The 25,521-nt window shown below is 26.3% G+C and carries 22 protein-coding genes and 2 riboswitches; of the genes, 17 read left to right on the top strand and 5 right to left on the bottom strand.

From position 1 onward, the window contains the following. The first annotated feature begins 11 nt into the window (after positions 1-11). Both BGI42_RS00490 and BGI42_RS00495 read left to right on the top strand, forming a co-directional pair. Positions 12-854 carry an Mrp/NBP35 family ATP-binding protein gene (locus BGI42_RS00490; protein WP_069678470.1) on the top strand — a complete coding sequence of 281 codons (843 nt, stop codon included), beginning with the start codon at positions 12-14 and terminating at the stop codon, positions 852-854. A gap of 68 nt (positions 855-922) precedes the next feature. Then, positions 923-1,111, top strand: a complete 189-nt coding sequence (locus BGI42_RS00495) for a ferredoxin (protein WP_069678471.1) — start codon at positions 923-925, stop codon at positions 1,109-1,111. 48 nt (positions 1,112-1,159) lie between these two features. Here the strand turns inward: BGI42_RS00495 and thiT are convergent, their stop codons facing one another. From thiT to BGI42_RS00515, 4 genes are all read right to left on the bottom strand, one after another. Further along, complete coding sequence (gene thiT / locus BGI42_RS00500) at positions 1,160-1,837, bottom strand: energy-coupled thiamine transporter ThiT (RefSeq protein ID WP_069678472.1); 678 nt, start codon at positions 1,835-1,837, stop codon at positions 1,160-1,162. Between the two features lie 118 nt (positions 1,838-1,955). Continuing rightward, a riboswitch (TPP riboswitch) is annotated at positions 1,956-2,056 on the bottom strand. A gap of 20 nt (positions 2,057-2,076) precedes the next feature. After that, a complete protein-coding gene (locus tag BGI42_RS00505; protein ID WP_069678473.1) occupies positions 2,077-2,283 on the bottom strand; it encodes a hypothetical protein in 207 nt (68 codons plus the stop codon). Positions 2,284-2,615: 332 nt separating this feature from the next. Then, positions 2,616-3,068, bottom strand: a complete 453-nt coding sequence (locus BGI42_RS00510; protein ID WP_069678474.1) for a PadR family transcriptional regulator — start codon at positions 3,066-3,068, stop codon at positions 2,616-2,618. 2 nt (positions 3,069-3,070) lie between these two features. Continuing rightward, complete coding sequence (locus tag BGI42_RS00515; protein ID WP_069678475.1) at positions 3,071-3,919, bottom strand: DegV family protein; 849 nt, start codon at positions 3,917-3,919, stop codon at positions 3,071-3,073. A gap of 309 nt (positions 3,920-4,228) precedes the next feature. Here BGI42_RS00515 and BGI42_RS00520 point away from each other — a divergent pair, with 309 nt between their 5' ends. The 11 genes from BGI42_RS00520 to BGI42_RS00570 all read left to right on the top strand — a co-directional run bounded on the left by BGI42_RS00520 (position 4,229) and on the right by BGI42_RS00570 (position 20,390). Beyond that, complete coding sequence (locus BGI42_RS00520) at positions 4,229-6,334, top strand: anaerobic ribonucleoside triphosphate reductase (RefSeq protein WP_069678476.1); 2,106 nt, start codon at positions 4,229-4,231, stop codon at positions 6,332-6,334. 457 nt (positions 6,335-6,791) lie between these two features. Beyond that, complete coding sequence (gene nifV / locus BGI42_RS00525; RefSeq protein ID WP_069678477.1) at positions 6,792-7,943, top strand: homocitrate synthase; 1,152 nt, start codon at positions 6,792-6,794, stop codon at positions 7,941-7,943. Positions 7,944-7,981: 38 nt separating this feature from the next. Beyond that, positions 7,982-9,904, top strand: coding sequence for an aconitate hydratase (locus BGI42_RS00530; RefSeq protein ID WP_069678478.1), 1,923 nt, complete (start codon positions 7,982-7,984; stop codon positions 9,902-9,904). Positions 9,905-10,085: 181 nt separating this feature from the next. Next, positions 10,086-12,317, top strand: a complete 2,232-nt coding sequence (locus tag BGI42_RS00535; RefSeq protein ID WP_069678479.1) for a bifunctional diguanylate cyclase/phosphodiesterase — start codon at positions 10,086-10,088, stop codon at positions 12,315-12,317. Positions 12,318-12,565: 248 nt separating this feature from the next. Further along, the gene (gene nrdG / locus BGI42_RS00540) at positions 12,566-13,075 is read left to right on the top strand and encodes an anaerobic ribonucleoside-triphosphate reductase activating protein (protein ID WP_069678480.1); all 510 of its coding nucleotides are present in this window, start codon (positions 12,566-12,568) and stop codon (positions 13,073-13,075) included. Between the two features lie 193 nt (positions 13,076-13,268). Then, positions 13,269-13,877: a DNA-3-methyladenine glycosylase gene (locus BGI42_RS00545; RefSeq protein WP_069678481.1), complete on the top strand. Its 609-nt coding sequence runs from the start codon at positions 13,269-13,271 to the stop codon at positions 13,875-13,877. A gap of 443 nt (positions 13,878-14,320) precedes the next feature. Then, complete coding sequence (locus BGI42_RS00550) at positions 14,321-15,325, top strand: LacI family DNA-binding transcriptional regulator (RefSeq protein ID WP_069678482.1); 1,005 nt, start codon at positions 14,321-14,323, stop codon at positions 15,323-15,325. A 115-nt stretch (positions 15,326-15,440) separates the two neighbouring features. Further along, the gene (locus tag BGI42_RS00555) at positions 15,441-17,102 is read left to right on the top strand and encodes a glycoside hydrolase family 13 protein (RefSeq protein WP_069678483.1); all 1,662 of its coding nucleotides are present in this window, start codon (positions 15,441-15,443) and stop codon (positions 17,100-17,102) included. Positions 17,103-17,388: 286 nt separating this feature from the next. Then, positions 17,389-18,633 carry an ABC transporter substrate-binding protein gene (locus BGI42_RS00560; protein ID WP_084023819.1) on the top strand — a complete coding sequence of 415 codons (1,245 nt, stop codon included), beginning with the start codon at positions 17,389-17,391 and terminating at the stop codon, positions 18,631-18,633. Between the two features lie 24 nt (positions 18,634-18,657). After that, positions 18,658-19,521, top strand: coding sequence for a carbohydrate ABC transporter permease (locus BGI42_RS00565; RefSeq protein WP_069678485.1), 864 nt, complete (start codon positions 18,658-18,660; stop codon positions 19,519-19,521). Further along, positions 19,521-20,390, top strand: coding sequence for a carbohydrate ABC transporter permease (locus tag BGI42_RS00570; protein ID WP_069678486.1), 870 nt, complete (start codon positions 19,521-19,523; stop codon positions 20,388-20,390). The genes BGI42_RS00565 and BGI42_RS00570 overlap by 1 nt, the downstream gene beginning before the upstream one ends. A gap of 140 nt (positions 20,391-20,530) precedes the next feature. Here the strand turns inward: BGI42_RS00570 and BGI42_RS00575 are convergent, their stop codons facing one another. Continuing rightward, positions 20,531-20,716, bottom strand: coding sequence for a hypothetical protein (locus BGI42_RS00575; RefSeq protein WP_069678487.1), 186 nt, complete (start codon positions 20,714-20,716; stop codon positions 20,531-20,533). A 283-nt stretch (positions 20,717-20,999) separates the two neighbouring features. Here BGI42_RS00575 and BGI42_RS00580 point away from each other — a divergent pair, with 283 nt between their 5' ends. The 4 genes from BGI42_RS00580 to BGI42_RS00595 all read left to right on the top strand — a co-directional run bounded on the left by BGI42_RS00580 (position 21,000) and on the right by BGI42_RS00595 (position 25,115). Next, on the top strand, positions 21,000-22,160 hold the full coding sequence (locus BGI42_RS00580; protein ID WP_069678488.1) for a CapA family protein: 1,161 nt from the start codon (positions 21,000-21,002) through the stop codon (positions 22,158-22,160). A 165-nt stretch (positions 22,161-22,325) separates the two neighbouring features. Continuing rightward, a riboswitch (SAM riboswitch) is annotated at positions 22,326-22,434 on the top strand. 194 nt (positions 22,435-22,628) lie between these two features. Beyond that, positions 22,629-23,594 (top strand): methionine ABC transporter ATP-binding protein, encoded by a 966-nt coding sequence (locus BGI42_RS00585; RefSeq protein ID WP_069678489.1) that lies wholly within the window; start codon positions 22,629-22,631, stop codon positions 23,592-23,594. Continuing rightward, the gene (locus BGI42_RS00590; RefSeq protein WP_069678490.1) at positions 23,594-24,232 is read left to right on the top strand and encodes a methionine ABC transporter permease; all 639 of its coding nucleotides are present in this window, start codon (positions 23,594-23,596) and stop codon (positions 24,230-24,232) included. The genes BGI42_RS00585 and BGI42_RS00590 overlap by 1 nt, the downstream gene beginning before the upstream one ends. A gap of 49 nt (positions 24,233-24,281) precedes the next feature. Beyond that, the gene (locus BGI42_RS00595; protein WP_069678491.1) at positions 24,282-25,115 is read left to right on the top strand and encodes a MetQ/NlpA family ABC transporter substrate-binding protein; all 834 of its coding nucleotides are present in this window, start codon (positions 24,282-24,284) and stop codon (positions 25,113-25,115) included. Positions 25,116-25,521: the final 406 nt, after the last annotated feature.

The raw sequence follows: 25,521 nt of genomic DNA on the forward strand, positions 1-25,521 counted from the left end.
AGGAAGTTAAAATGGGAAGCTGTGACAATTGTGCAAGTAAAGATTCATGTGGATCAAAGGGGCAAGGATGTGAAAATTGTATACCTAAAATGATCCCTACATATGGAAAAATTAAAAATGTAATAGGTGTTATTAGTGGTAAAGGTGGAGTAGGAAAATCTACTGTTACAGGAATAATGGCAACTACTTTAGCTAAAAAAGGATATAAAGTAGGAGTTTTGGATGCAGATATAACAGGACCATCTATGCCTAGATTTTTTGGTATAAATGAAAAAAGAGGAAAAATAATTCCTTTAGAAAATGAAGGAGTAAAATTTGAACCTGTAACTACTAACTCAGGAATAAAGGTTATATCGATGAACCTTTTAACTGCAGTTGAAGAAGAGCCAGTTATATGGAGAGGTCCAGTAATTACAGGAGTTCTAAAGCAAATGTTTATGGAAACTAATTGGGGAGAATTAGATTATCTACTTATAGATATGCCACCGGGTACAGGTGATATAGCTCTTACAGTAATGCAAGAATTCCCTATTACTGAAGTGATAATAGTTTCAACTCCACAAGATATGGTATCTATGATTGTTAAAAAATTAGTTATAATGGCTAAAAAGATAGGTATAAAAATTAGAGGTGTAGTTGAAAATATGGCATATATTAAATGTCCAGACTGTGATAAAAAGATAAGAGTATTTAGTACTAAATCTTCTGATGAACATGCAGAATATTTAGGATTACCTTTAATTGGGGAATTACCTATTAATGTAGAATTAACAGCGGCATTAGAAAGTGGAAAAGCAGAGGATTATGTAATAGATAATGATTTATATTCATTAATATTTGAAGCTTTATATTAGTAGTATACATAACTCATCCTTCTTAGGGAATACTATAAAAGTAATCTCATAATGGAAGGGTGAGTTTTTTGAAAGCAAATGTAGATAAAGATACTTGTATAGGATGTGGATTGTGTCCATCAATTTGTCCAGAATGTTTTGATATGCAAGATGATGAAAAGGCTGGAGTTATAATTGATGAAGTACCAAGTGGGGCTCAAGATTCAGCAAAAGAAGCAGAAACAAGCTGTCCAGTTAATGCAATTTCAGTAGAATAAGAAAAGTGTGGTGTTGAAAGTTTATTTTCACACCACATTTTTTAATATTTAAGTTGTTACTTTTCTATTTGATACAACTGAAATGATTCTTGCTATAGGTAATGCAGCTATTATAACCAAGCATATTATTCCTTCTATTCCGATAATAGGACCATTTACCGACAGTGAATATAATGCTGGTGACATTCCTTCAGGGGCAAAAGATCCAAAGAAAGCAACTCCAGAAATAAAGTGACATATAAACCTACCCAAAACTGCTAGTATTACACCTAAATATTTTTTATTTGGCAAAAATCCAGCTATACCTAAACATAAAAATGGCAATGGATAATCAAATAATACTTGAATTGGATGTAAGATATATGGATCCATAAATAAAGTTATCATTCCATACAGAAATCCTGTTAGAAAACCAACTTGAGGACCATACATGAATGCAATTAGTAAAATAGGTACCATACTACCAAAAGTTATACTTCCTCCTTGAGGAAAATGATAGATTCTAAAAATTTTTAGTATTGTTGCTAAAGCTAATGCAATACCTATTCTAGCAATTAATTGAGGTGTAAATTTAATTTTTTTTGCTTTTACTAATACTACTAGTATAACAATACATCCTAGCAGTGTGATAATTGATAATGGGTCTGATATAACAGTTTGTACATTTTGGGGCAAATGATTATATAAATTTGAAATTTGTTCTGCCCAATCATTAAAAATACTCATAAAAAAAACCTCCTTAATTGTGCTTAGGAGATTGTAAACCGATAAATATAAATTTTTATTATTCAAATGAATAATAAATTATACTAATGATTATTATTCATTTTAGTATAATTATACATATTGAAAGGTTATACTTTCCTACGCCAGAATTAACTGGATCAGGTTCCGAGGGTTTATGAAATAATCAAATCTCAGCCAAAGGCTCCCCTAGCACTATAATATATATTTTACCTGTATAATTATAGGTAGTCAACTATGTTATAAGGGTTAAATTTGCTATCTTTATTATGATGAGTAGCATAATTTGATGAAATATCATTTAAATTAACTTTAGAGCCATTATAAGAATTACTTGTAATATTATTATATGGCATTATTGAATTAATATTATTCTTATCTATTACAATATCTTCTTTATAAGTTGAATCAATAATAAAGTCTTTCATAAATTAACACCATCCTTTAATAATATTTTTAGTATTACTTAAATAAATATGCATTAATATTATAAAGAAATTATTTTGGTGTTAAATTTATAAATCTTATTATTTGAAGATTATTAAATATAGAAATATTTTGTTTTAAAATATAAATTATTTTAAGGCATATTCAAATAGATAACTAGTCAGTATGCTGGTTTATTTTGTGAACTACTTATTCCTTGTAATTTACTAATAGAACAACTATTAGCAGAACTCAAGTCATTATATTTCACAAAATATCCTTCACATCTTTCACTTGTTATTTATTTTCATATGCCTAAAACAATACTTTAATTTTAATAAAGATCATTATATATAATTTTAAAAACCTCTAATGATTGTTCAATTTTAGGTTTTAAAAGTTTTTTCTTATTTTCATATTCTATTTTTCCTTTTTGTGTTAAATGATATATTTTTTGAAACTTTTTATTAGGATTATCCCATACACCTACAATAAGATCATCTTTTTCTAATTTTTTTAATATAGGATATATTCCTCCAGTGCTAGGAATCCATTTACCATTGGTTCTTATACCTATTTGGTTTGAGATTTCATTTCCATTTGTTGGATTTAAAGATAATATATATAAAACATATATAGGTAAAAGTCCTTTAGTAAAAACCTGACCTACAGCTTCTTTTTCTTTTTTTACTTTCTTTAATTCAGAAAGTTTATTTTTATATTCTTCATATAATCTTTTTTCTTCATTTTTTATATCATTTATATCAGAAAAATTAAAATCAGACATACCTAATCTACCTTTTCAACAATAAATCCAAAAAGACCAGGACCAGTATGAACACCAAGTGCAGGACCGATGCTATATCCTAACTTACAATCAACTACATTATTTAAATTTTTAATATTTTCACATAATGTTTGTGCATCATCAAGTGCATTACCATCCATAACCCAGAACTTACATTTATTATTCTCAGTATAAGATTTAGCTATTTTTAATAACTTTGATGTAGATTGTTTTTTACCACGAGCTTTACAATAAGTACGGAAAGAACCATTTTCATCTATTGTTATAACAGGTTTTAAATTAAGAACATCTCCTATAGTACCAGCAACACGTCCTATTCTTCCACCTTTTCTTAAATATTCTAAAGTATCAATAGTAAAGAATATATCTATTTTAGATCTTAAGTCTGGAAGTAAACGCACTATTTCTTCAAATGACTTTCCTTCTTCAATAAGTTTTGCAGCCTCTAATACTACTACACCTTCAGCCATACTCAAGCTTTTTGAATTAAATACATGAGTTTTTAGTCTATCAAAATCTTCGCAAGCTAATCTCATTGAATTATAAGTTCCTGAAAATTCATTAGATATTGTAACTATAATAGCATGAGTATATCCTTCATCAGCTAATCTATTAAGAATATTGTTAAGTCTTTCAATGCTCGGTAATGATGTCTTAGGAATTTCTCTAGGCAATAATTCATAAAGAACATCAGACGTTATTTCTAATTTATCATCATATTCTTTGTCAGAGAAAATAATTTTAAAAGGTAATAAGTTTATGTTATATTTATTTAAGTCTTCAGTACATATATCTGATGCACTGTCTGTTAGTAATGCAATTTTATCCAATAAAATTCCTCCTAGTAATATAGTCTATTATTTAATTATATCACTATTGATAACTATATCAATAGTGATAATATTAGCAATAGCGATAAATTATTAGATAATATTAATTACAATAAGTTAAATTATAAGTCAAATTGAAAACAGGCTTAAAATTTAACTAAAGATAGAGATAAAAAGACGTATTCACTAGTAATTAAAAAAATTCACCAATAAAACTAAACATTAATGGTATTGCTAAGGAATATTTAATCAAGTATAATAGTACAGTATTATTAATGTACTATATATTGTGTCATGGAGGGAAGCAAAATGCTATATGTTGTAAAAAGAGATGGGAGAACGGTTGAGTTCAATGGTGAGAAGATTGCTCAAGCCATTAAAGGTGCTGCGCTAGAAATAGGGGTAACTTTAAAAGAAAGTCAAGTTTTAGAAACTGTACAAAAGGTAATTACTTATATTGAAGATACAAAAAAACAAAAGATTACAGTAGAAGAAATACAAAACTTGGTTGAAAAGGCTTTAAATGAAGAGGATAAAGACATAGCTTTTGCATATTCATCATATAGAAGAGAAAGAACAAGAGTAAGAGATATAAAATCAGATTTAATGAAAGCAATAGAAAAAATAGGTGTTGAAACAGATAGAGATAATGCTAATGTAGGAAATAATTTCAGTTCTAAACTATTAAGAATAGCTTCTGAATCTAATAAGTGGCATAATTTAGCTAATATGCCTAAACAATTATCAAAAGCACATGAAACAGGTGATCTTTATTATCATGATTTAGATAGTTATAACTTAACTACTAATTGTCTTCATATACCGACTAAGGAAATTTTATTAAATGGATTTAATACTGGATATGGGACAATAAATGTACCTAAAAGAATAGAAACAGCAGCGGAATTATCATGTATATTATTACAATCTACTCAAAATGATATGTTTGGAGGACAATCTCATCCTGATTTTGATAATGATTTAGGAGTTTTTGTTGCCCCAACAAGAGAAGAAATAAAAAAAGAACTAGAAGAATTAGAAATATCAAAAGAAAAAATAGATAAATTAGTAGAGAAAACTTTAAGAAAAAGAGTTCATCAAGCTATGCAAGGAGTTATGTATAATCTAAATACAATGCATTCAAGAGCAGGCTCACAAGTACCTTTTAGTTCAGTAAATATAGGAATACCTAATAATAAAGATGCAGCACTAATTTGTGAAGTATTTCTTTTAGAATATGAAAAGGGATTAGGTAAGGGAGAGCAACCAATTTTTCCAAACATAATATTTAGAGTAAAAGATGGCGTTAATAGAGAAGAGAACGATCCATATTACTATTTATATAAATTAGCATGTAGAGTAGCAGCTAAAAGAATGAATCCTACTTTTATGAATATTGATGCAGATTTTAATAAAGAATATTATGATAAAGGATATGTTCCTGCAACTATGGGATGTAGAACTTATCTTATGAAAAATGTAAATGGAGAACCAGGGTGTAAAGGTAGAGGAAATATAGCACCAACTACTATTAATTTGCCTAGAATAGGGTTACAAGCTAAAGGCGATATAAAAAAATTCTTTAATATTTTAGATGCAAGACTATCTTTAGCTAAGGATTCTTTATTGCATAGATATGGGGTATTAAAGAACTTAAAAGTTAAAGATTTACCATTTATAGCTGGTCAAAATTTGATGGTGGGTTCAGAAAATTTAGATCCAGAAGATTCTATAGAACCAATATTAAAACAAGGAACTTGGGGCATAGGATTTATAGGTCTTGCAGAAGCTTTAATTGCATTGACTGGTAAACATCATGGTGAAACAGAAGAAGCTAAAGAATTAGGATTAAAGATAATAGGACATATAAGATCTTATTGTGATAGATTAACAGAAGAATATAGTTTGAATTGGAGTTGTTATGCAACACCAGCTGAAGGATTATCAGGTAAATTTATAAAACAAGATCAAAAAACATTTGGAAGTGTACAAGGAGTTACAGACAAAGAGTATTATACTAACAGTTATCATGTACCAGTAGGATATGCTATATCAATAAAAGATAAAATTGATATAGAAGCTCCTTATCATAAACTTTGTAATGGAGGACATATAACATATATAGAAGTAGATGATTTTCCAAATGAAGAAGTTGTTATGGATATAATAAATTATGCATATAAGCATACTAATATAAGTTATATGGGGGTAAATTTCCATATAAGATATTGCAAAAATTGTGGAACTTATTTACACAGTAATGAAAGTAAATGTTCAACTTGTGGAAGTAATGATATACAAGGGGTAAGTAGAGTAACAGGATATTTAAGTTTAGATGAGAGATTTGGGCCAGGAAAATATCAAGAAAGAACAGATAGAATATCTCATTTAGAAAGTCATAAGAAACATTATTAAATCTAAAAACATAAATTTAGATGAGGGTACTTTATAGTATCCTCATTTTTTAATGTCTAAAAAAGTATCACTTTTAACTAAAGTTATTCATATATATTATGTTTAGAAGGGGTATAGTATAAAAAATCGATGACTGTTAATCATCGATTTTTTTATGTTATGTTATTTTTTATAAAATTTTTTAAAATACATACTTATATATGGTTATAATTACAAAAAAGTTATAATATTATATCAATTCATAAAAATGAATAAATCTAAAAAAAACCTGCAATAAACAGGGCTTTTTCGCACAAAATACTTTATATACGAATAAATATTGAAAGAATACCAATATTTTAATGCAAAAATAAGAAAATTGTTATTTCATTATAGGCATCTATGGTGTATAATTATAAATAAATAAAACTTAATAATAACAGCAATAGCAATAAAAAAATATTAAGGGGGAGTTAAAATGTCAGTTAAAAGTATAAATACTGATAAAGAAATTAATATAGTTGATACTACTCTTAGAGATGGGGAACAAACAGCAGGAGTAGTTTTTGCTAATGCCGAAAAGATAGCAATTGCAGAAATGCTAAGTGAACTTGGTATAGATCAATTAGAAGTTGGCATACCTACTATGGGCGGAGATGAAAAGAATGCAATAAAAGAAATTGTTAAACGAAATTTAAAATCAAGCATAATGGCATGGAATAGGGCTGTTATAGGTGATATAGAGCAATCAATAGATTGTGGTGTTGATGCAGTAGCAATATCTATTTCAGTATCAGATATACACATTCAACATAAACTTAAAACATCAAGACAATGGGTATTAGAAAATATGGTTAAATCGGTTGAATTTGCTAAAAAGAATGGACTTTATGTATCTGTCAATGGGGAGGATGCATCGAGAGCTGATCAAGAGTTTTTAATTCAATTTATTCAAGCAGCAAAGCAAGCTGGAGCAGATAGATTTAGATATTGTGATACAGTAGGTATTATGGGTCCTTTTAATATCCAAAAAAGAATTAAAGAGCTTTATGATACAACTAAATTTAATATAGAAATGCATACACATAATGATTTTGGTATGGCTACTGCAAATGCTATAGCAGGAATTCAAGGTGGAGCAACACATGTTGGAGTAACTGTTAATGGACTTGGAGAAAGAGCAGGTAATGCAGCATTAGAAGAAGTGCTTATGGCATTGATGATTGTATATGGTTATAAGGGTGATATTAATACAACAATGTTCAAAGATCTTTCTGAATATGTATCAAGAGCATCAGGAAGAGAACTACCAAAATGGAAAGCAATAGTTGGAAGTAATATGTTTGCACATGAATCTGGAATTCATGCTGATGGTGCATTGAAAGATCCAACAAACTATGAAGCTTTTGATCCTTCAATTGTAGGTCTTGAGAGGCAAATTGTTATTGGAAAACATTCAGGTCGTGCATCAGTTGAAAATAAATTTAGCGAGTATGGAATAGAACTTACTAAAGAGGAAGCATCAAGAATATTAGAATTAGTTAGATCAACATCTGTTAGATTAAAGAGAAGACTTTTTGATAAAGAAGTTGTTCAATTATATAAAGATTATAAAAGATTAAATAAGTAAAAATAATTAAATTATAAGCAATAATAGGGGGAAGAAACGTGGGAGATAATTTAGTTTATAAGATTTTAAAGAAGCATATTGTTGAAGGAATTTTAAATACAGGTGAACCAATTTCAATTAAAATTGATAAAACATTAACGCAAGATTCAACTGGAACAATGGCATATCTTCAATTGGAAGCAATGGGAATAGATAGAGTAAAAACTAAGAAGTCTGTAGCATTTATTGATCATAATATGCTTCAACAAGGATTTGAAAATGCAGATGACCATAAATTTATTCAAACAGTAGCTTCTAAGTATGGAGTGTATTTTTCAAAACCTGGTAATGGAATATGCCATCAAATATTTTTAGAAAGATTTGCTACTCCAGGAGACACTCTTATAGGTTCAGATAGTCATACACCAACAGCTGGTGGTGTTGGAATGCTTGCAATGGGAGCGGGTGGTTTAGATGTAGCTCTTGCAATGGGTGGCGGAGCATACAATATAAACACACCTAAGGTTGTTAAAGTTGAACTTAAAGGAAAACTTAATAAAATGGTAGCAGCAAAAGACGTAATTTTAGAAGTACTTAGAATATGTACTGTAAAAGGTGGAGTTGGAAAAGTATTTGAATATTGTGGAGAAGGTATTAAGAGTCTATCAGTTCCAGAAAGAGGCACAATAACTAATATGGGTGCTGAACTTGGTGCTACAACATCAATATTCCCTAGTGATGAGAGAACTTTAGAATTTTTTAAGGCTCAAGGTAGAGAAGAAGATTGGATAGAATTAAAAGCTGATAAAGATGCAGTATATGATGAAGAAATAGTTATAGATTTAAGTGATTTAAAACCATTAACTGCCAAACCTCATAGTCCAGATAATGTTGTAAGTGTTGAAGAAGCTGGAAAAATAAAAGTTGATCAAGTATTTATAGGAAGTTGTACTAATTCTTCTTATGAAGATTTGATGAAAGTTTCTAAAATATTAAAAGGAAATAAAGTTAATAAAGATGTAAGTTTAGTTATTGGACCAGGTTCAAGACAAGTTATGGAGATGATTGCAAGAAATGGTGCATTAGCAGATATAATTAGTTCGGGAGCAAGAATACTTGAAAATTCTTGTGGTCCATGCATTGGAATGGGGCAAGCACCAGGAACAAATGGAATATCTTTAAGAACTGTAAACAGAAATTTTTACGGTAGGAGTGGAACATTATCAGGACAAATATATATTGTAAGTCCAGAAACAGCAGCAGTTTCAGCTATAAAAGGTTATTTAACTGATCCAAGAGAAATGGCTGTAGATATAAAAGTAGATATGCCTGAGAAGTTTATCATAGATGATTCAATGATTTTAGCACCTGCTAAAGCTAATGAAGAAGTTGAAGTGGTTAGAGGTCCTAATATAAAACCATTCCCAATAAATAAGCAGCTTGAAAATAATATAGATGGTAAGGTATTAATTAAAGTAGAGGATAATATTACAACAGATCATATAATGCCTTCTAATTCAAAATTATTACCATTTAGATCTAACATACCATATCTTTCAGGATTCTGTTTTAATACAATAGATACAGAATTTCCTAAGAGAGCTAAAGAATTTAATGGAGGATTTATAGTAGCAGGAGAAAATTATGGTCAAGGTTCAAGTAGAGAACATGCAGCACTAGCTCCTTTATACTTAGGTGTAAAGGCAGTTATTGCAAAATCATTTGCTAGAATACATAAAGCAAATTTAATAAATAATGGAATAGTACCAATTGAGTTTAAAGATCCTTTAGATTATGAAAAGTTAGATTTAATTGATGATTTAATTATAGAAGATATAAAAGGTAGTTTGGATAATGGATTATTAAAAATTAAAAATTCGACCAAAAATATTGAAATAGAAGCATTAGTTAAATTAACATCAAAAGAGATAGATGTTATAAGAGCAGGTGGAAGATTAAATTATGTAAAATTTAATTCTTAAAAATTTAATATATTAAAAAAGACTTTCTTAAACAAAATAAAAATTTAAGAAAGTCTTTTTTTATTTTAATTCAAGTTCATAACAAAATATGGTAATATATTCATATACAATAAATTACAAATTAATCAAGTATTTGTTATCAGGCCTTTAGAGTAATTATATTAAGAGTTAGGAGGTATGTATGAATAACAAATTTAAAAACAGGATTTTTACTTATATTATACCTATTTTTGTTATTATAATTTTAATATTAATTGGATTTTCTGTAAGCATAATAGAAGTTAATCAAGTAATAACTAAAGGCAATAAATCTGTTATGGTAAAAGCATCAGAAAATAACTCTATGTTTATAAATTATAATTTAAAAGATAACATACAATATATGAAACAAATATCAGGTATTCTCAATAAATTAAACGATTTCAAGAAAGACGATATTATGAATTTTTTAAAGTTGGAAGAAAAAAAAGATTTTTTAACAACTGGAATAGTAAGTAATGATGGAACTTTAAGTTGTATTAATGGTTCAATTAGTAATATTAATAACAAAAATTATTTTAAAGAATGGAAGAAAACTAATGAAGATATATTAAGAGTAGATACTGATTTAAAAACAGGTGAAAAAGTATTTATATATATTACATCACTATTTTGTAACAACAAAATTCAGGGTGCATTATATGGAACATTATCATTTAAAGATATAGAAAAAGCATTTATATCTAATTCTAAATTTTATCAACAAGTTGAAACATATATATTAGATAAAAATGGTCATATATTAATAGGATCAGGTCAATTACTTAATATATTAGAAGATAATAATATATTTTCATATAATGATTTAAATGACTTTGAGATATTAAAAGATGATTTAACTAATGAAAAGGATGATTCTATATTTATTACATTAAATAAAAATAAATATATTTTATCATATTCTAAATTAAATGATTTTCATGAATACTATGTTTTATCTTTAATAGACGCATCAAATATACATGAAAAACAATATCGCATAACGTTTTTAATGACCATATTAGCTAGTTTTATTATATTAATATTTTTAGCACTTTTAATTTATATAAATTTGTATAGAAATAAGAAAGAAAAATTAATTAAAGATATAGCATTTATTGATGATATTACTGGCGGAAAAACTTTAACTAAATTTAAGATGGATTTAAAAGAACTCTTACAAGTAAATAGGGGTTCATCATATGCATTAGTAGAATTTGATATAGTTAGATTTAAAATAATAAATGATATATGGGGATATAAAACTGGAAATTTATTATTAAAACATATATCTGATATTTTAAATAGTAAACTATCCCATGAAGAAATATTTTGTAGAGTAAGAGATGATTTGTTTATATTGCTATTAAAGCATAATGGTGAAAATGAAATTATAAACAAAATTAATGAATTGGATAGATATATGAGATTTTTTGATAGAGGTATTAAAGAAATACCTAATTTTTCTCTTTCATATGGAGTATATGTTGTTGATAGAACTGAAGAAGATATAAATAAAATGATTGATAATGTAGCTTTTGCAAGGGAAACGTCAAAAAGTAATTGCAATGAATTTATAGGATTTTATGATATACAATTACAAAGTAAATTAATACAACAAAAACAAATAGAGGATGTTATGTATAGTGCATTAAAAAATAGAGAGTTTCAATTATATTTACAACCCAAATATGATATAAATTTGAAAAGATGCATTGGTGCAGAGGCTCTTGTAAGATGGAATAATCCTAAAAGAGGTTTAATAAATCCAATAGAATTCATACCTTTATTTGAGAAAAATGGATTTATAGTTAATTTGGATATGTTTATTTTTGAAGAAGTATGTTCAAAAATAGATCAATGGAAAAAAAATAATATTAAATTGATTCCTATATCTGTTAACATATCAAGAATTAATTTAAAGAATGTGGAACATTTTATAAGAAATATAAATTCAATATTTAATAAATATGATATAGATCCAAGCTTAATAGAAATTGAAATTACAGAAAGTGCTATATTTAATCATTATGATAATATATTAGAAGCACTTCTTAGATTAAAGGCAATTGGATTTAGTATATCATTAGATGATTTTGGAACTGGTCTTTCTTCGCTTAATATATTAAAGGATTTACCTATTGATACAATTAAACTTGATAGAGAATTTTTAAATAGTAAGGATAGCTCTAAAAAAGGAAAAATAGTAATATCCAATATTGTTAGAATGGTAAAAGAATTAGATTTAAATGTTATATGTGAAGGAGTAGAAACAAATGAACAAGCTGAATTCTTAAGTGGATTAGGTTGCAATAATGCACAAGGGTATTTGTACGCAAAACCTATGCCAGTAAAAGATTTTGAAGAAAAAGAATTGATTTTTCAGTTAATTTAGGATGTTATTCTAATAAAAGCAATTAGTTTTTATATGCAAAATTTGATATGATAACTAAAATTAATTTTAGAGAAGCTTAAGGCTAAATAACTGCTTATAGCTTTTCTATTTTTTTGTTTTAAAATCAATATTATGTTTCCTATATTTAAAGGATAGATATATAATAAATCATAAATGTAATAGTGAATTTTAATTATTGAAGTTTAATTTCTACATTGTATTCTAAGAATTAAAGGATGTGTTTCGTTTTGGATAAAAAAATACGTTTAGCAGGTATTGCATATGAAAGTTTAGTAAATGGCCCAGGAATAAGAAGAGTTTTCTTTTCACAAGGATGTATACATAATTGTAAGGGATGCTTTAATCCAGATACTCATGATTTTAATGGTGGAGAAGAAAGAGATATGGATGAATTAATAGAAGATGTCTTATGTAATCCGATGGTAAAAGGTATTACATTTAGTGGTGGTGATCCTTTTGAAAGAGCAGAACAACTTTCTTATATGGCTAAAATATTCAAGGAGAATAACAAAAATATTTGGTCTTATACAGGTTATACCTTTGAATTTATAATGAATAATTTAGAAAAACGTAAAGGTTGGAAAGATTTAATAAACAATATAGATGTATTAGTAGATGGAAAATTTGAAGAAGATAAAAAAGAAGATGGGCTAAAATTTAGAGGATCATCTAATCAAAGAATAATAGATGTAAAAGAAAGTTTAAAATCTGATAAAGTAGTACTTTTAGATATTTAACATATATTAAGAGGTTATTTATATTATAGTATAAAGTTTAAAGGCCATGTAATTTAATAACACTAAAATATAAACATATATTTAAACATAATGAAATTAATTTATATTTTAAATAGTGTTGTAATAAAATATAAAAATTTAGTTAAAATAAGACTTAGGGAAATAATTTCAAATAAGAGGATGTGATAATTGATTGGTTTTAAATAAGAATTTTTATAAAAGAGATGCTTTGGAAGTTGCAAAAGGGTTACTTGGGAAAATATTAGTTAGAGAGATAGATGGTGTTATTTTAAAAGGAAGAATAGTAGAGACAGAAGCATATATTGGATCAATTGATAAAGCATCACATGCTTATAATGGAAGAAGAACTGAAAGAACAGAACCTCTATTTAGAGAAGGCGGAATAGCTTATGTTTATTTTATATATGGACTTTATCACTGTTTTAATGTAATAAGTGGAGAAAATGATGATGGTCAAGGAGTTTTAATTAGAGCATTAGAACCTTTAAATAATTTTGACTATATATCTTTAAAAAGATTCAATAAAAAATATGGAGAGTTATCTTCAGCTAAAAAGAAAGAACTAACTAATGGTCCATCAAAGTTATGTATGGCTTTTGGGATAGATAAGAAAGATAATTATAAAATACTTTATGAGAAAGATGATTTATATATAGAAAATAGTTGTGAAAGTTATAAAATTATTGAGACAACTAGAATTGGAATAGATTATGCAGAAGAAGCTAGAGATTTTCCATGGAGATTTTATATTAAAAATAATAAATATGTGTCTAAAAAATAATATTATGTTTTAAAAAGTGTTCATAGAGGTATAAGTAAAACTAGACTGAATAATTAAACTTAGGAATACTAAAAAAATAATTATTTAAAATGTAATTAGAAAATAAGAAAACTCTTCATTATTATATAATGGAGAGTCTTCTTCGTAAATAAATAATTCGTATAGTATAACAACAAAACATTATACTAATTTAAGGGGACTAATGATTATTATGATATTGTGGATACATTTATATTATGGACAAGCGAAAAAATTTTATACATTAAATATAAAAAAAATTAAAATTTTTTATTATAGTAACATTGTAATTTATGGTATTATACAGGAATATATTTAATATGTAAGTAAATAATTTTAGTATTTTAACTTATTGATATATATATTAAAATATGATACTGTATATTTAAGTAATCGATTAACCTGAGAAAAAAAGAGGTATTAACATGGCATCAACAATAAAAGATGTAGCAAAATTATCCAAAGTATCTGTAGCTACAGTATCAAGGGTTCTAAATGATTTAGGAGGATATTCTGAAGAAACGAGGCTTAGAGTTCTTAAAGTAGTGGATGAAATTGGTTATAAAAGAAATGCTATTGCCAGATCATTATCAACTAATACAACAAGAACTATAGGTGTAATTTTACCTGATGTATCTACAAGTTTTGATGGTGAAATTATTCGTGGAATAGAAGATGCATCACATGAAAATAACTATAGTGTTATACTTTGTAATGCTGGTTCTAAAGGAATAAGAACTTTAGCATATCTAAAAATTTTAGAGGAAAGGCAATTAGATGCTGTAATTATTGTAAGTATAAAAATAGAAGATGAATATTATAAAGCTTTAAAAAAATTAGATATTCCATATATACTTATATCTACAACATCTCCTAAATATGATATGCCTAATATAAAAGTAAATGATCTATCAGCAGCTTATACTGCAACTAAATATTTATTAGATAGAGGTCACCGTAAAATCGCTATGATAAGTGGTACAAAAGATGATCCAATAGCAGGTTTACCTAGAGTAAAAGGATATGTTAAGGCACTTTCTGATTATGGAATAAATGTGGATAAAGATTTAATTACATATGGAGATTTCTCTTATAAAAGTGGAATTGATTGTATGAATACTTTATTGGAAAGAAAAAAACAATTTACAGCTATATTTGTAGCTAGTGATGATATGGCAGTAGGGGTTTTAAATGTTGCTTATAGAAAAAATATTAGAGTGCCAGATGATTTATCAATAGTAGGGTATGATAATACTAAAGTTGCAATAATGTCTATACCTCCATTAACTACATTATCACAACCATTATATGAGATGGGATGTAAGGCGTTTAATGAAATTCTAAGTATGTTAAATGGAAGTTGTTTCAATGAACAGATAATCATGAATCATACTATAGTAGAAAGAGAAACAGTAAAATGGTTAAAGTAAACCATTTTATTTTTAAAGGTTACGTAATCGGTTAACTTAAAATATAATTTATTTAAATTATGGCGTAGAATAATTGATATTTAATACATATTTAAAATAAAAGGAGGAGTTTTTTATGAAAAAAAATTGGTGGAAAGAAAGTGTAGTATATCAAATTTATCCTAGAAGTTTTAAAGATAGTAATGGGGATGGAATTGGAGATTTAAGAGGAATTATAGAGAAATTAGATTACTTAAAGGAATTAGGTATAGATGTAATTTGGCTTTCACCTATATATAAATCACCTAATGATGATAATGGTTATGATATAAGTGATTATAAAGATATAATGAATGAGTTTGGTACTATGGCTGATTTTGATGAGTTACTTAAATTAGCTCATGAAAAAGAAATAAAAATAATGATGGATTTAGTTGTAAATCATACATCAGATGAACATAAGTGGTTTATAGAAAGCAGGAAATCAAAGGACAATAAATATAGGGATTATTATATATGGAAGAAAGGTAAGAATAATCAGCCTCCAAATAATTGGATATCTTGTTTTAGTGGTTCAGCATGGGAATATGACAAAGAGACAGACATGTATTATTTACATTTATTTTCTAAAAAACAACCAGACTTAAACTGGGAAAATCCTGACTTAAGAAATGAAGTTCATTCTATGATGAAATGGTGGTTAGATAAAGGAATAGATGGATTTAGAATGGATGTTATTAATTTTATTTCTAAAAATCAAGAATTTCCTGATGGGATAAATGGTGATTTTAGTAAGTATTCTATGAATGGTCCAAGAATACATGAATTTTTATATGAAATAAATGAAAAAGTTTTAAGAGACAAAAATTTAATAACAGTCGGGGAAATGCCCGGTGTAAATGTGGAGGAAGCTAAATTATATACTGGTGAAGATAGAAATGAGCTTAATATGGTGTTTCAATTTGAACATACAGATCTAGGGAATGGTAAATATGGGAAATGGCATAAGAATTCTTTCAAATTAACAGAATTAAAACAAATATTATCTAAATGGCAAAAAGGATTAGAAAATGAAGGTTGGAACAGCTTGTATTGGAATAATCATGATCAACCAAGAGTTGTTTCAAGATTTGGCAATGATAAAGAGTATTGGAAAGAATCAGCTAAAATGTTAGCTACATGTCTCCATATGATGAAAGGAACTCCTTATATTTATCAAGGTGAAGAAATAGGAATGACTAATGTAAAGTTTGAAAATTTAAATGATTATAAAGATATAGAAATAATAAATGCTTATAATGATTTAGTAGTTAAAAAAGGAAGATCTCATGATGAAATGATGGAAGGAATTTATGATAGAGGTAGAGATAATGCACGTACACCTATGCAATGGGATAATAGTGAAAATGCTGGATTTACAACAGGAACTCCATGGATTAAATTAAATCCTAACTATAGTAAAATAAATGTTGCAAATCAAATAAATGATGAAGATTCTATTTTTAATTATTATAAAAAGCTTATAGAAATAAGAAAGAATAATAAAATAGTAGTTTACGGAAATTATGACTTAATATTAGATGATAGTGAAGAAATATATGCATATGTAAGAACATTAAATGATGAAAAATTATTAGTAATATGTAATTTCACTGGAAATAATATAAATTTTGAATTACCTAGCAATATAAAATCAGAATATAAAAAGCTTCTTATATCAAATTATGATAAATGTAATGAAAAAACATTAGAAAATATAAGTTTAAGACCTTATGAATGTAGAGTATATCATATTTAGGCACATTCAAATAAACAACTAGTCAGTATGCTAGTTTATTTTGTGAACTACGTCTTCCTTGGAACCTACTAATAGCAAAACCATTAGCAAAGATCAAGTAATTGTATTTCACAAAATATTCATCTCATATTTAACTTGTTATTTATTTTCATATGCTTTAATAAATATATAGCTTATTTCGGAAACGATTTTCGAAATAAGTTATGTATTAAACAAATATTCTAAATAATAGGAGGTGAGTACTATTTTTCTATAATTTATAAGTTATAGAAAAATAGCTATCATAATGAAATATAAAAAGATTCTTATTAGTTGTTTAACAGTTTGCCTTTTATCTACATTACTTCTAACTGGTTGTAAGAGTAATGATATTAAAAGTGCAGATGGAAGAGAAAAAGTAGAGGTTTTTCTTAGTAAACGAGAAGCTATAAATACATTTAAAAATTTCGCAGAAAAGTTTGAAAAAGAGAATCCAGATATAGATATAGTAATTAGTTCACCAGCTGAAGCTGTGACAGTGCTAAAAACAAGATTGGTAAAGAATGATGTTCCAGATATATTAACAATAGCAGGAGAAATGAATTATGGAGACTTTGTAGATGCAGGTATTTTAGAAGATTTATCTAATGAAAAAGAAATTATATATAGAGTACAACCAGCTTATATTAATGTTTTAAAAAGTTTAGAATTTGAACCTAATAACACATTGTGTGGAATACCTTATGCATGTAATGCAGGAGGAGTGGTTTACAATAAAGATATTTTTAAAAAATTAAATTTAAAAGTACCTAAAACATGGGATGAATTTTTAAATGTTGCTAAAAAGATAAAAGAAGCAGGAATTACACCTTTTTATTTTACATTAAAAGATTCATGGACTGCTATGCCAGCATGGAATGCCCTAACAGCTAATACTCAATCAAAAGATTTTTTTATTAAACGTAAAAAAAATGAAGTTACATTTAAAGAACAATATAAACCAATAGCTGAAAAGTTATCTAAGTTATTAGAGTATGGTCACAATGATAACTTTGGAATTGGATATAATGATGGAAATGTGGCTTTTGCGCAAGGAAATGCAGCAATGATGATACAAGGAAACTGGGTTATTCCGGAAATATTAAAAATAAATCCAGATATGAATTTAGGCATGTTTGTATTACCAGTAAACAATGATGCAAGTAAAAACAATATTGTTTCAGGTATCGATTTACTATTTGCTTTACCTAAAGATTCAAAACATAAGAAATCTGCAATTAAGTTTTTAGATTTTATGACTAAAAATGAAAACGTACAACAATATTCAAAAGAACAATTTGCAATTCCAGCAATAAAAGATATTTATCAACAAGATAAAACTGTAGAAGATTTAAATCCATATTTTAAAAATGGAATGGTTTTAGATTTCCCAGATCACCATTATCCACCATCAATGCAAGTTTCAGATTTAGCTCAAGCATATTTATTTGATAAGGATATAGATAAGTTATTAAACAGTTTAGATGATAGATGGAATAGGGCGGTACAATAAAATAATTTATAGGGGTGATTAGCCATGAAAGAGAAAAAAAGAGTTTTTTTATTAATGTCAATGCCAGCAGTAATTCTATTTTTTGTTTTTCATACCCTACCTTTATTAAAGGGTATATCTTATAGTTTTACAAATTGGAGAGGATTTGGAACTTTTAAATTTATAGGATTAAAGAATTATATAAGTATATTTTCAGATGAAAGAATATTTAATTCATATATGTTTACATTTAAATTTGCATTACTTTCAACAATTATAGTAAATGTAATAAGTTTAATTTTAGCAGTAGGATTAAATTCTAAAATAAAATTTAAAAGTGCATTAAGAGGTATGTATTTTATTCCTAATATTTTAGGTGGATTAATAGTTGGATATATATTTAACTATATATTTACTTTTATATTGACAAGTGTAGGACAAGCGATAGGAAGTGAAGTATTAAGTAAAAGTATACTTGGAAATCCTAATTTAGCATGGCTTGGTGTAGTAGTAGTAGTATCTTGGCAAGCAATTGCCTTTAACACAATAATATATATTTCTGGACTTCAAACTATTTCGGAAGATGTATATGAGGCAAGTTCTATAGATGGTGCAAATAAATGGATACAATTTAAAAAGATAACGTTTCCTTTACTAGCTCCATTTTTTACTATAAATATGGTTCTGGCAATGAAAAACTTTTTAAATGTATTTGATCAAATAATATCACTTACTAATGGTGGTCCATCAGGATCAACTGAATCTATAGCTGTATTGATATATAAAGCTGGTTTTAATGGAAGCCAATTTGGATATCAATCAGCAAACTCAGTTGTTTATTTTATAGTTGTAGTTGCAATATCATTATTACAATTAAAAATCCTTGAAAGAAGGGAGATGCAATTATAATGTTTGCAGTAGCTAATAAATCAAGAAGAAATAAAGGTTATAAAGTAAATAAAGATGAAAAAACCAATTGGGTTGTAACAATATTAATGATTTTAGGAACTATAACTATAATTTTTCCTTTATTAATTACAGTGCTTATAGCTTTAAAATCACCACAAGATATGGTAAATGGAATTTTTTCGTTACCTAAGGTTTTTCATTTTGAGAATTTTACTAAAGCTATAGAAATGACTAATTTCTTTAATGCATTAAAGAATAGTTTAACTATTACAATAACAGCAGTTATATTGACACTTATCACCAATTCGATGGTTGGTTATGCAATAGCTAGAAATATGCATAAGAAAACCTATAAAGCAATGTATTATTATTTTTTAAGTGCTATGTTTGTACCATTCCCAATTATAATGCTTCCACTTGTAAAACAAGTTAGTGTTTGGAATATGGACAATATAATTGGTTTAATACTTTTGTATACAGTGTATGGATTATCTTCTAATGTATTTTTATATGTAGGTTTCTTGAAATCTATCCCTATAGAATTAGAAGAAGCTGCATTAATTGATGGAGCTAGTACTTGGCAAGTATTTTATAAAATAATATTTCCAATGTTAAAACCAATACATGCAACAGTAGCAATTTTAACAGCTTTATGGTGTTGGAATGATGTTATGTTACCACTTGTAATATTAAGTAATCCAGATTTTGCAACTATTCCATTAGTTCAATTTATATTTCAATCACAATTTGGAACAGATTATAACTTAGCGTTTGCATCATACTTATTAGCATTAATACCTATATTAGTATTCTATTTATTTGCGCAAAAGGGTATTATTAATGGAGTAACTAAAGGTGCTATAAAATAATTGATAAATATAAAAAATGAATCTATAATAAATAGATTCATTTTTTATGCTTTTAAAGAAAATAAAATTTTTAATTTTTTAAAAAGTTTTATTTTATGGTTAAAATATATTATATGAATGGATAAACAAGTATATTAATTTTATTCATTCTCATTTTTTTTAGTTTCTTTTTTATCTATACCACATGAAACCCATGGATAATCTGGATTAGTTGGATCACATGGTTTTGATGGATCTACTTTAGATTTTTCTTCCTCAAAAGTTACTTCATATTTATCTGTACAATTACATTCTTTTTCTTTGTTTAAATTTTTATTATTACTCATATTATTTCTCTCCTATCCTTTTATATTCTATAGCTTTATTATATAATAAATATTATCAATAAACAATGGTTTTCGTAAAATATTTTAAATAATTTAATAAATTTAAATTATTTAAAATTTATCACTTAATTATATATTATTCATAATCTTTATAATTATAATAAATACTTTTAATTATATATTATTCATAATCTTTATAATTATAATAGATACTTTTTTGTAACATATTTATTAGTTTTATTGGATAATATATATTTTGAAAATATTATAAAAGGGAGCTCACATGAATAATAAACATACATATTTAAATAGAAGAAATAAAAAAAATAGAAGGCAACTATTAAGGAAAAAGAAAAAACGTAGGAATATTACTACAATTGTAATTGTTTTATCAATTTTCACCATATTAAGTATTTTGAAATTAGGTAGCCAAAATACTTTAGAAGTAGATTCAAAAAATAAAATAAAGTTAGAGAGTATTTCTAATGAAAATAAGGAAGTGTTGATATCTATAATTGGAGACTTAACATTAGGTACAGATGAAAAATTTGGATATGATAATAGTTTACCAGAGGCATTTAATAATAATAAAGATTATTTATATTTTATGAAAAACGTTGTTGATTTATTTAAAAATGATGACTATACTCTAGCAAACTTAGAAACTACTTTTACTGACTCAAAAATTAAAGCACCTAAAGGAGGTGAAATATTTTTCAATTTTAAAGGTCCAAAAGATTATGTTAATATTCTTAAAAATTCTTCAATAGATGGGGTAACCATTTCTAATAATCACATTTATGATTATGGAATCCAGGGTATGAAAGATACTGTTAAAGCCCTCGAAAGTAAGGATATTGATATTTGTGGAGAAGAATATAAGATAGTTAAAGATATACAAGGTATTAAGTTTGGATTCTTAGGTTATATGGGATGGAATATATCAGATGAATTAAAGAGTAAAATTTGTAATGATATAGAAGAATTAAGAAGTCAAGGAGTTAAAGTTATCATACCTTATTTTCATTGGGGATCTGAAAGTGAATATGAAGCTGGGAGAAATCAAGTAGAATTAGCTAGATTTACAATAGATAGTGGAGCTGATGCAGTAATTGGATCTCATCCTCATGTTATTCAAACAATGGAAAATTATAAAGGAAAACTAATTGCTTATTCTATGGGGAATTTTTGTTTTGGTGGAAATTTTAATCCTAAAGATAAAAGAACTTTTATTTTACAAATAAAATGTAATTTAGAAAACAATGAATTGAATAATATGGAATATAAAGTTATTCCTACTATGATATCTTCTAGAAATGATAAAAATGATTATGTTCCAACTATTGCAAAAAGTAATAAAGAAGAAATATTAAAACTTTTAAATGAACTTTCACCAACATTAAATAATAAAATAATAGATGAATTTTTTATCATAGATGATTAATTGAAAAATATTTAAATAGGCCAATGAAACATTTTTAGTTATTTGAAATTCATTAAATTTATATAAGAAAATATATAATATTTTTAATTAATATAAAATATTATTGACAAATTTAAATTATGAAATTATAATTTAAAACATAAATTAAAAATTAATATTTGTTATATCTTATCAAGAGTGGTGGAGGGACTGGCCCTATGAAACCCGGCAACCAAATGATTAATTATCATTTATGGTGCTAAATCCTGCAACGTATATAGTTGATAGATGAGAGGGTAAATTTATTTAGTATATTAAGCGCTAGAGATTTATTCTCTGGCGCTTTATTTATTATTTATAAAATTTATAACAAAGTTAAAATTTATGCATAATTTAATTTACAATTTAGTTTGCAAACAATCATCAATAGGCAAAAAATAAAAAATATATTTTAATTTAGCAATAAAATGTGTAAAGGGGTGGTATCTAATGATAGAAGTTAGTAATTTAGAAAAAAATTTTGAGGAAATAAGAGTATTAAGCAATATTTCAATAAGCATAAAAGAAGGAGAGATTTATGGAATAATTGGACATAGTGGAGCAGGAAAATCTACATTACTTAGGTGTATTAATGGTCTTGAATCATACAACAACGGTTTTTTAAAAGTAATGGGGAATGATGTCTCTAATTTAAAAGGCAAAGATTTAAGAAGTTTTAGAAGAAACTTGGGGATGATTTTTCAAAACTTCAATCTTATACAAAGAAAAAATGTTTTTGATAATGTAGCTTTTCCATTAGAAATATGGAAATATAATAAAAACCACATTAAGTCTAAAGTTATGGGACTTCTTAAGTTAGTAGGTTTAGAAGAAAAAATAAATTCTAAACCATCTGAATTAAGTGGAGGTCAAAAGCAAAGAGTAGCTATTGCAAGAGCATTAGCATTAGAGCCTAAAATATTATTATGTGATGAAGCAACTTCAGCATTAGATCCTAAGACTACCAAAGATATACTATCATTACTTTTAAAAATAAATCAGGAACTGGGTATAACAATAGTTATTGTTACTCATCAAATGGAAGTAGTAAAAGAAATCTGTGAAAGAGTTACATTGCTTGAAGGTGGAAATATAAAATCTCAAGGTAAATGTGAGGAATTATTTTTAAAACCTAAATCATCTTTAAAGAAGTTTCTTGGAGAAGATGATGAAAATATATTACCTCAAAATGGAGCGAACATAAAAATATTTTTTTCTAATAATTTTTCAGAGAATGCTGTTATAACAAAGATGGCAAGAGAACTTAATATAGATTTTTCTATTGTATCTGGAAAATTAGAAAAATTTAGAGATATGATTCTAGGTGGAATAGTTATAAATATAAATGAATGTGATAAGGATAGAGTAATTAAATACTTAGAGAATAAGAAAATTTTGTTGGAGGTGATTAAATAATGCAAGAAATTATAATAATAGCTTTAAATCAAACATTAATAATGGTTTTAGCCTCTACAATATTTTCAGTTATATTAGGTTTTATTCCAGCAATGATTCTTACCATTACTTCAGATGATGGTTTAAAACCAAATAAATTTATATATTCCATTTTAGATTTTATAGTAAATACACTAAGAAGTTTTCCATTTGTGATATTAATGGTAATAATTATGCCATTAACCAAGTTATTAGTTGGTAAATCTACTGGTACACTAGCTGCTATAGTACCACTTACGATTGCAGCAGCACCTTTTGTTTCAAGAATTATAGAATCTGCATTAAGAGAAGTTGATAAAGGAGTAATAGAAGCAGCAAAGTCTTTCGGGGCTTCAAATTTTCAAATAATATTTAAAGTTATGTTAAAAGAAGCAATACCATCAATTGTATCTGGAATAACATTAGTTTTAATAAGTATTGTAGGTTATTCTGCTATGGCAGGAACACTTGGGGCAGGTGGACTTGGCGATGTAGCAATAAGATATGGATATCAAAGATTTGAAACAGATTTTATGATATTAACTTGTATAATATTAATTATATTAGTACAGCTTCTACAATTTTTAGGGAATTATTTTTATAGAAAATTATCAAAGTAAATTTTAAAATTAATTATAAAATAAGCAATAATTTAAGGGGGAAAAATAAATGAAAAAGAAATCTATATTATCAACAATATTAGCAGGAGTACTTATATTTAGTTTAGTAGGATGTGGAAGCATAAATAATGGAGCAGAGAGTTATAATAAAAAAGATGATAAAACAATAAAAATAGGTGTTACACCCATACCACATAAAGAAATAGCAGAAATAGCAAAGCCTATACTTGAAAAAGAAGGATATAAGCTTGAAATAATTGAGTTTACTGATTATGTTCAGCCTAATGTAGCATTAGCAGAAGGAGATTTAGATGCTAATTATTTTCAACATATTCCGTATTTAAATGAACAAAATGAATCAAAAGGGTTAAATTTAGTTTATACAGCAGCAATCCATTTAGAACCAATGGGGCTATATTCAAATAAGATAAAAAGTTTAGATGAATTATCTAATGGAGATACAATAGCGATACCTAATGATCCATCAAATGAAGCAAGAGCATTAAAGTTATTAGCTTCAAAAGGAATTATAAAAGTATCAGATGGTGAATTAATTACACCAAAGGATATAACAGAAAACAGCAAAAAATTAAAATTTAATGAATTAGAAGCAGCAAGCATACCAAGAGTATTAGAGGATTCTGAAGCAGCTGTAATAAATGGAAATTATGCAATACCAGCAGGATTTAGTCCATTATCAGATGCAATAATAAGCGAAGATAAGAATTCTGAAGCAGCAAAGCCTTATGCAAATATAATTGTTGTTAAAAAAGGTGATGAAGAAAAAGAAAAAATTAAAGCATTAACTGAAGCATTCACTTCACCAGAAGTAAAGGAATTTATAGAAAAAAAATATAATGGTGCAGTTATACCAGTATTTTAATTATTAAAATCCCTTAGAACATTATACTAAGGGATTTTTTGTTATGTAAAATTATATTTAGATTTTAAAATAAAACAATCATTTTAAAGATTTCATTAAAATGATTTTACAATTTAAGATTTTATTATTTTTATAGATTTAACATTTTGGATAATAATTTTTAGTTCTAAGTCAATGATTAAGTAATTAGAATATATTTCAATAAAAATAACAGCTGATATTTGCACTCACGTAATGAAGAGTAGAAAATATCAGCTGCACAAAAACTTAATGATTTATTTTAAATAATAACTCAAATAAATAAGTTGTTTTAACACAATTTCCGTGGGTTGTGTTATTTCATACATTTTTAACTAAGAATTAAATTTAAAAATCAAGTAGTTAAGTTATTTATAGTTTAAATTTC

Source organism: Clostridium taeniosporum, assembly GCF_001735765.2.
Taxonomy (GTDB): Bacteria; Bacillota; Clostridia; order Clostridiales; family Clostridiaceae; genus Clostridium; species Clostridium taeniosporum.

What these genes read in the sequence shown, in the direction of transcription:
- BGI42_RS00595 (WP_069678491.1), top strand. Translation starts at nt 24,282, where the DNA reads ATGAAAAAGAAATCTATATTATCAACAATATTAGCAGGAGTACTTATA.
- BGI42_RS00505 (WP_069678473.1), bottom strand. Translation starts at nt 2,283, where the DNA reads ATGAAAGACTTTATTATTGATTCAACTTATAAAGAAGATATTGTAATA.
- BGI42_RS00490 (WP_069678470.1), top strand. Translation starts at nt 12, where the DNA reads ATGGGAAGCTGTGACAATTGTGCAAGTAAAGATTCATGTGGATCAAAG.
- BGI42_RS00575 (WP_069678487.1), bottom strand. Translation starts at nt 20,716, where the DNA reads ATGAGTAATAATAAAAATTTAAACAAAGAAAAAGAATGTAATTGTACA.
- BGI42_RS00550 (WP_069678482.1), top strand. Translation starts at nt 14,321, where the DNA reads ATGGCATCAACAATAAAAGATGTAGCAAAATTATCCAAAGTATCTGTA.
- BGI42_RS00585 (WP_069678489.1), top strand. Translation starts at nt 22,629, where the DNA reads ATGATAGAAGTTAGTAATTTAGAAAAAAATTTTGAGGAAATAAGAGTA.
- thiT (WP_069678472.1), bottom strand. Translation starts at nt 1,837, where the DNA reads ATGAGTATTTTTAATGATTGGGCAGAACAAATTTCAAATTTATATAAT.
- BGI42_RS00560 (WP_084023819.1), top strand. Translation starts at nt 17,389, where the DNA reads ATGAAATATAAAAAGATTCTTATTAGTTGTTTAACAGTTTGCCTTTTA.
- nifV (WP_069678477.1), top strand. Translation starts at nt 6,792, where the DNA reads ATGTCAGTTAAAAGTATAAATACTGATAAAGAAATTAATATAGTTGAT.
- BGI42_RS00565 (WP_069678485.1), top strand. Translation starts at nt 18,658, where the DNA reads ATGAAAGAGAAAAAAAGAGTTTTTTTATTAATGTCAATGCCAGCAGTA.
- BGI42_RS00555 (WP_069678483.1), top strand. Translation starts at nt 15,441, where the DNA reads ATGAAAAAAAATTGGTGGAAAGAAAGTGTAGTATATCAAATTTATCCT.
- BGI42_RS00510 (WP_069678474.1), bottom strand. Translation starts at nt 3,068, where the DNA reads ATGTCTGATTTTAATTTTTCTGATATAAATGATATAAAAAATGAAGAA.
- BGI42_RS00570 (WP_069678486.1), top strand. Translation starts at nt 19,521, where the DNA reads ATGTTTGCAGTAGCTAATAAATCAAGAAGAAATAAAGGTTATAAAGTA.
- BGI42_RS00520 (WP_069678476.1), top strand. Translation starts at nt 4,229, where the DNA reads ATGCTATATGTTGTAAAAAGAGATGGGAGAACGGTTGAGTTCAATGGT.
- BGI42_RS00535 (WP_069678479.1), top strand. Translation starts at nt 10,086, where the DNA reads ATGAATAACAAATTTAAAAACAGGATTTTTACTTATATTATACCTATT.
- BGI42_RS00590 (WP_069678490.1), top strand. Translation starts at nt 23,594, where the DNA reads ATGCAAGAAATTATAATAATAGCTTTAAATCAAACATTAATAATGGTT.
- BGI42_RS00580 (WP_069678488.1), top strand. Translation starts at nt 21,000, where the DNA reads ATGAATAATAAACATACATATTTAAATAGAAGAAATAAAAAAAATAGA.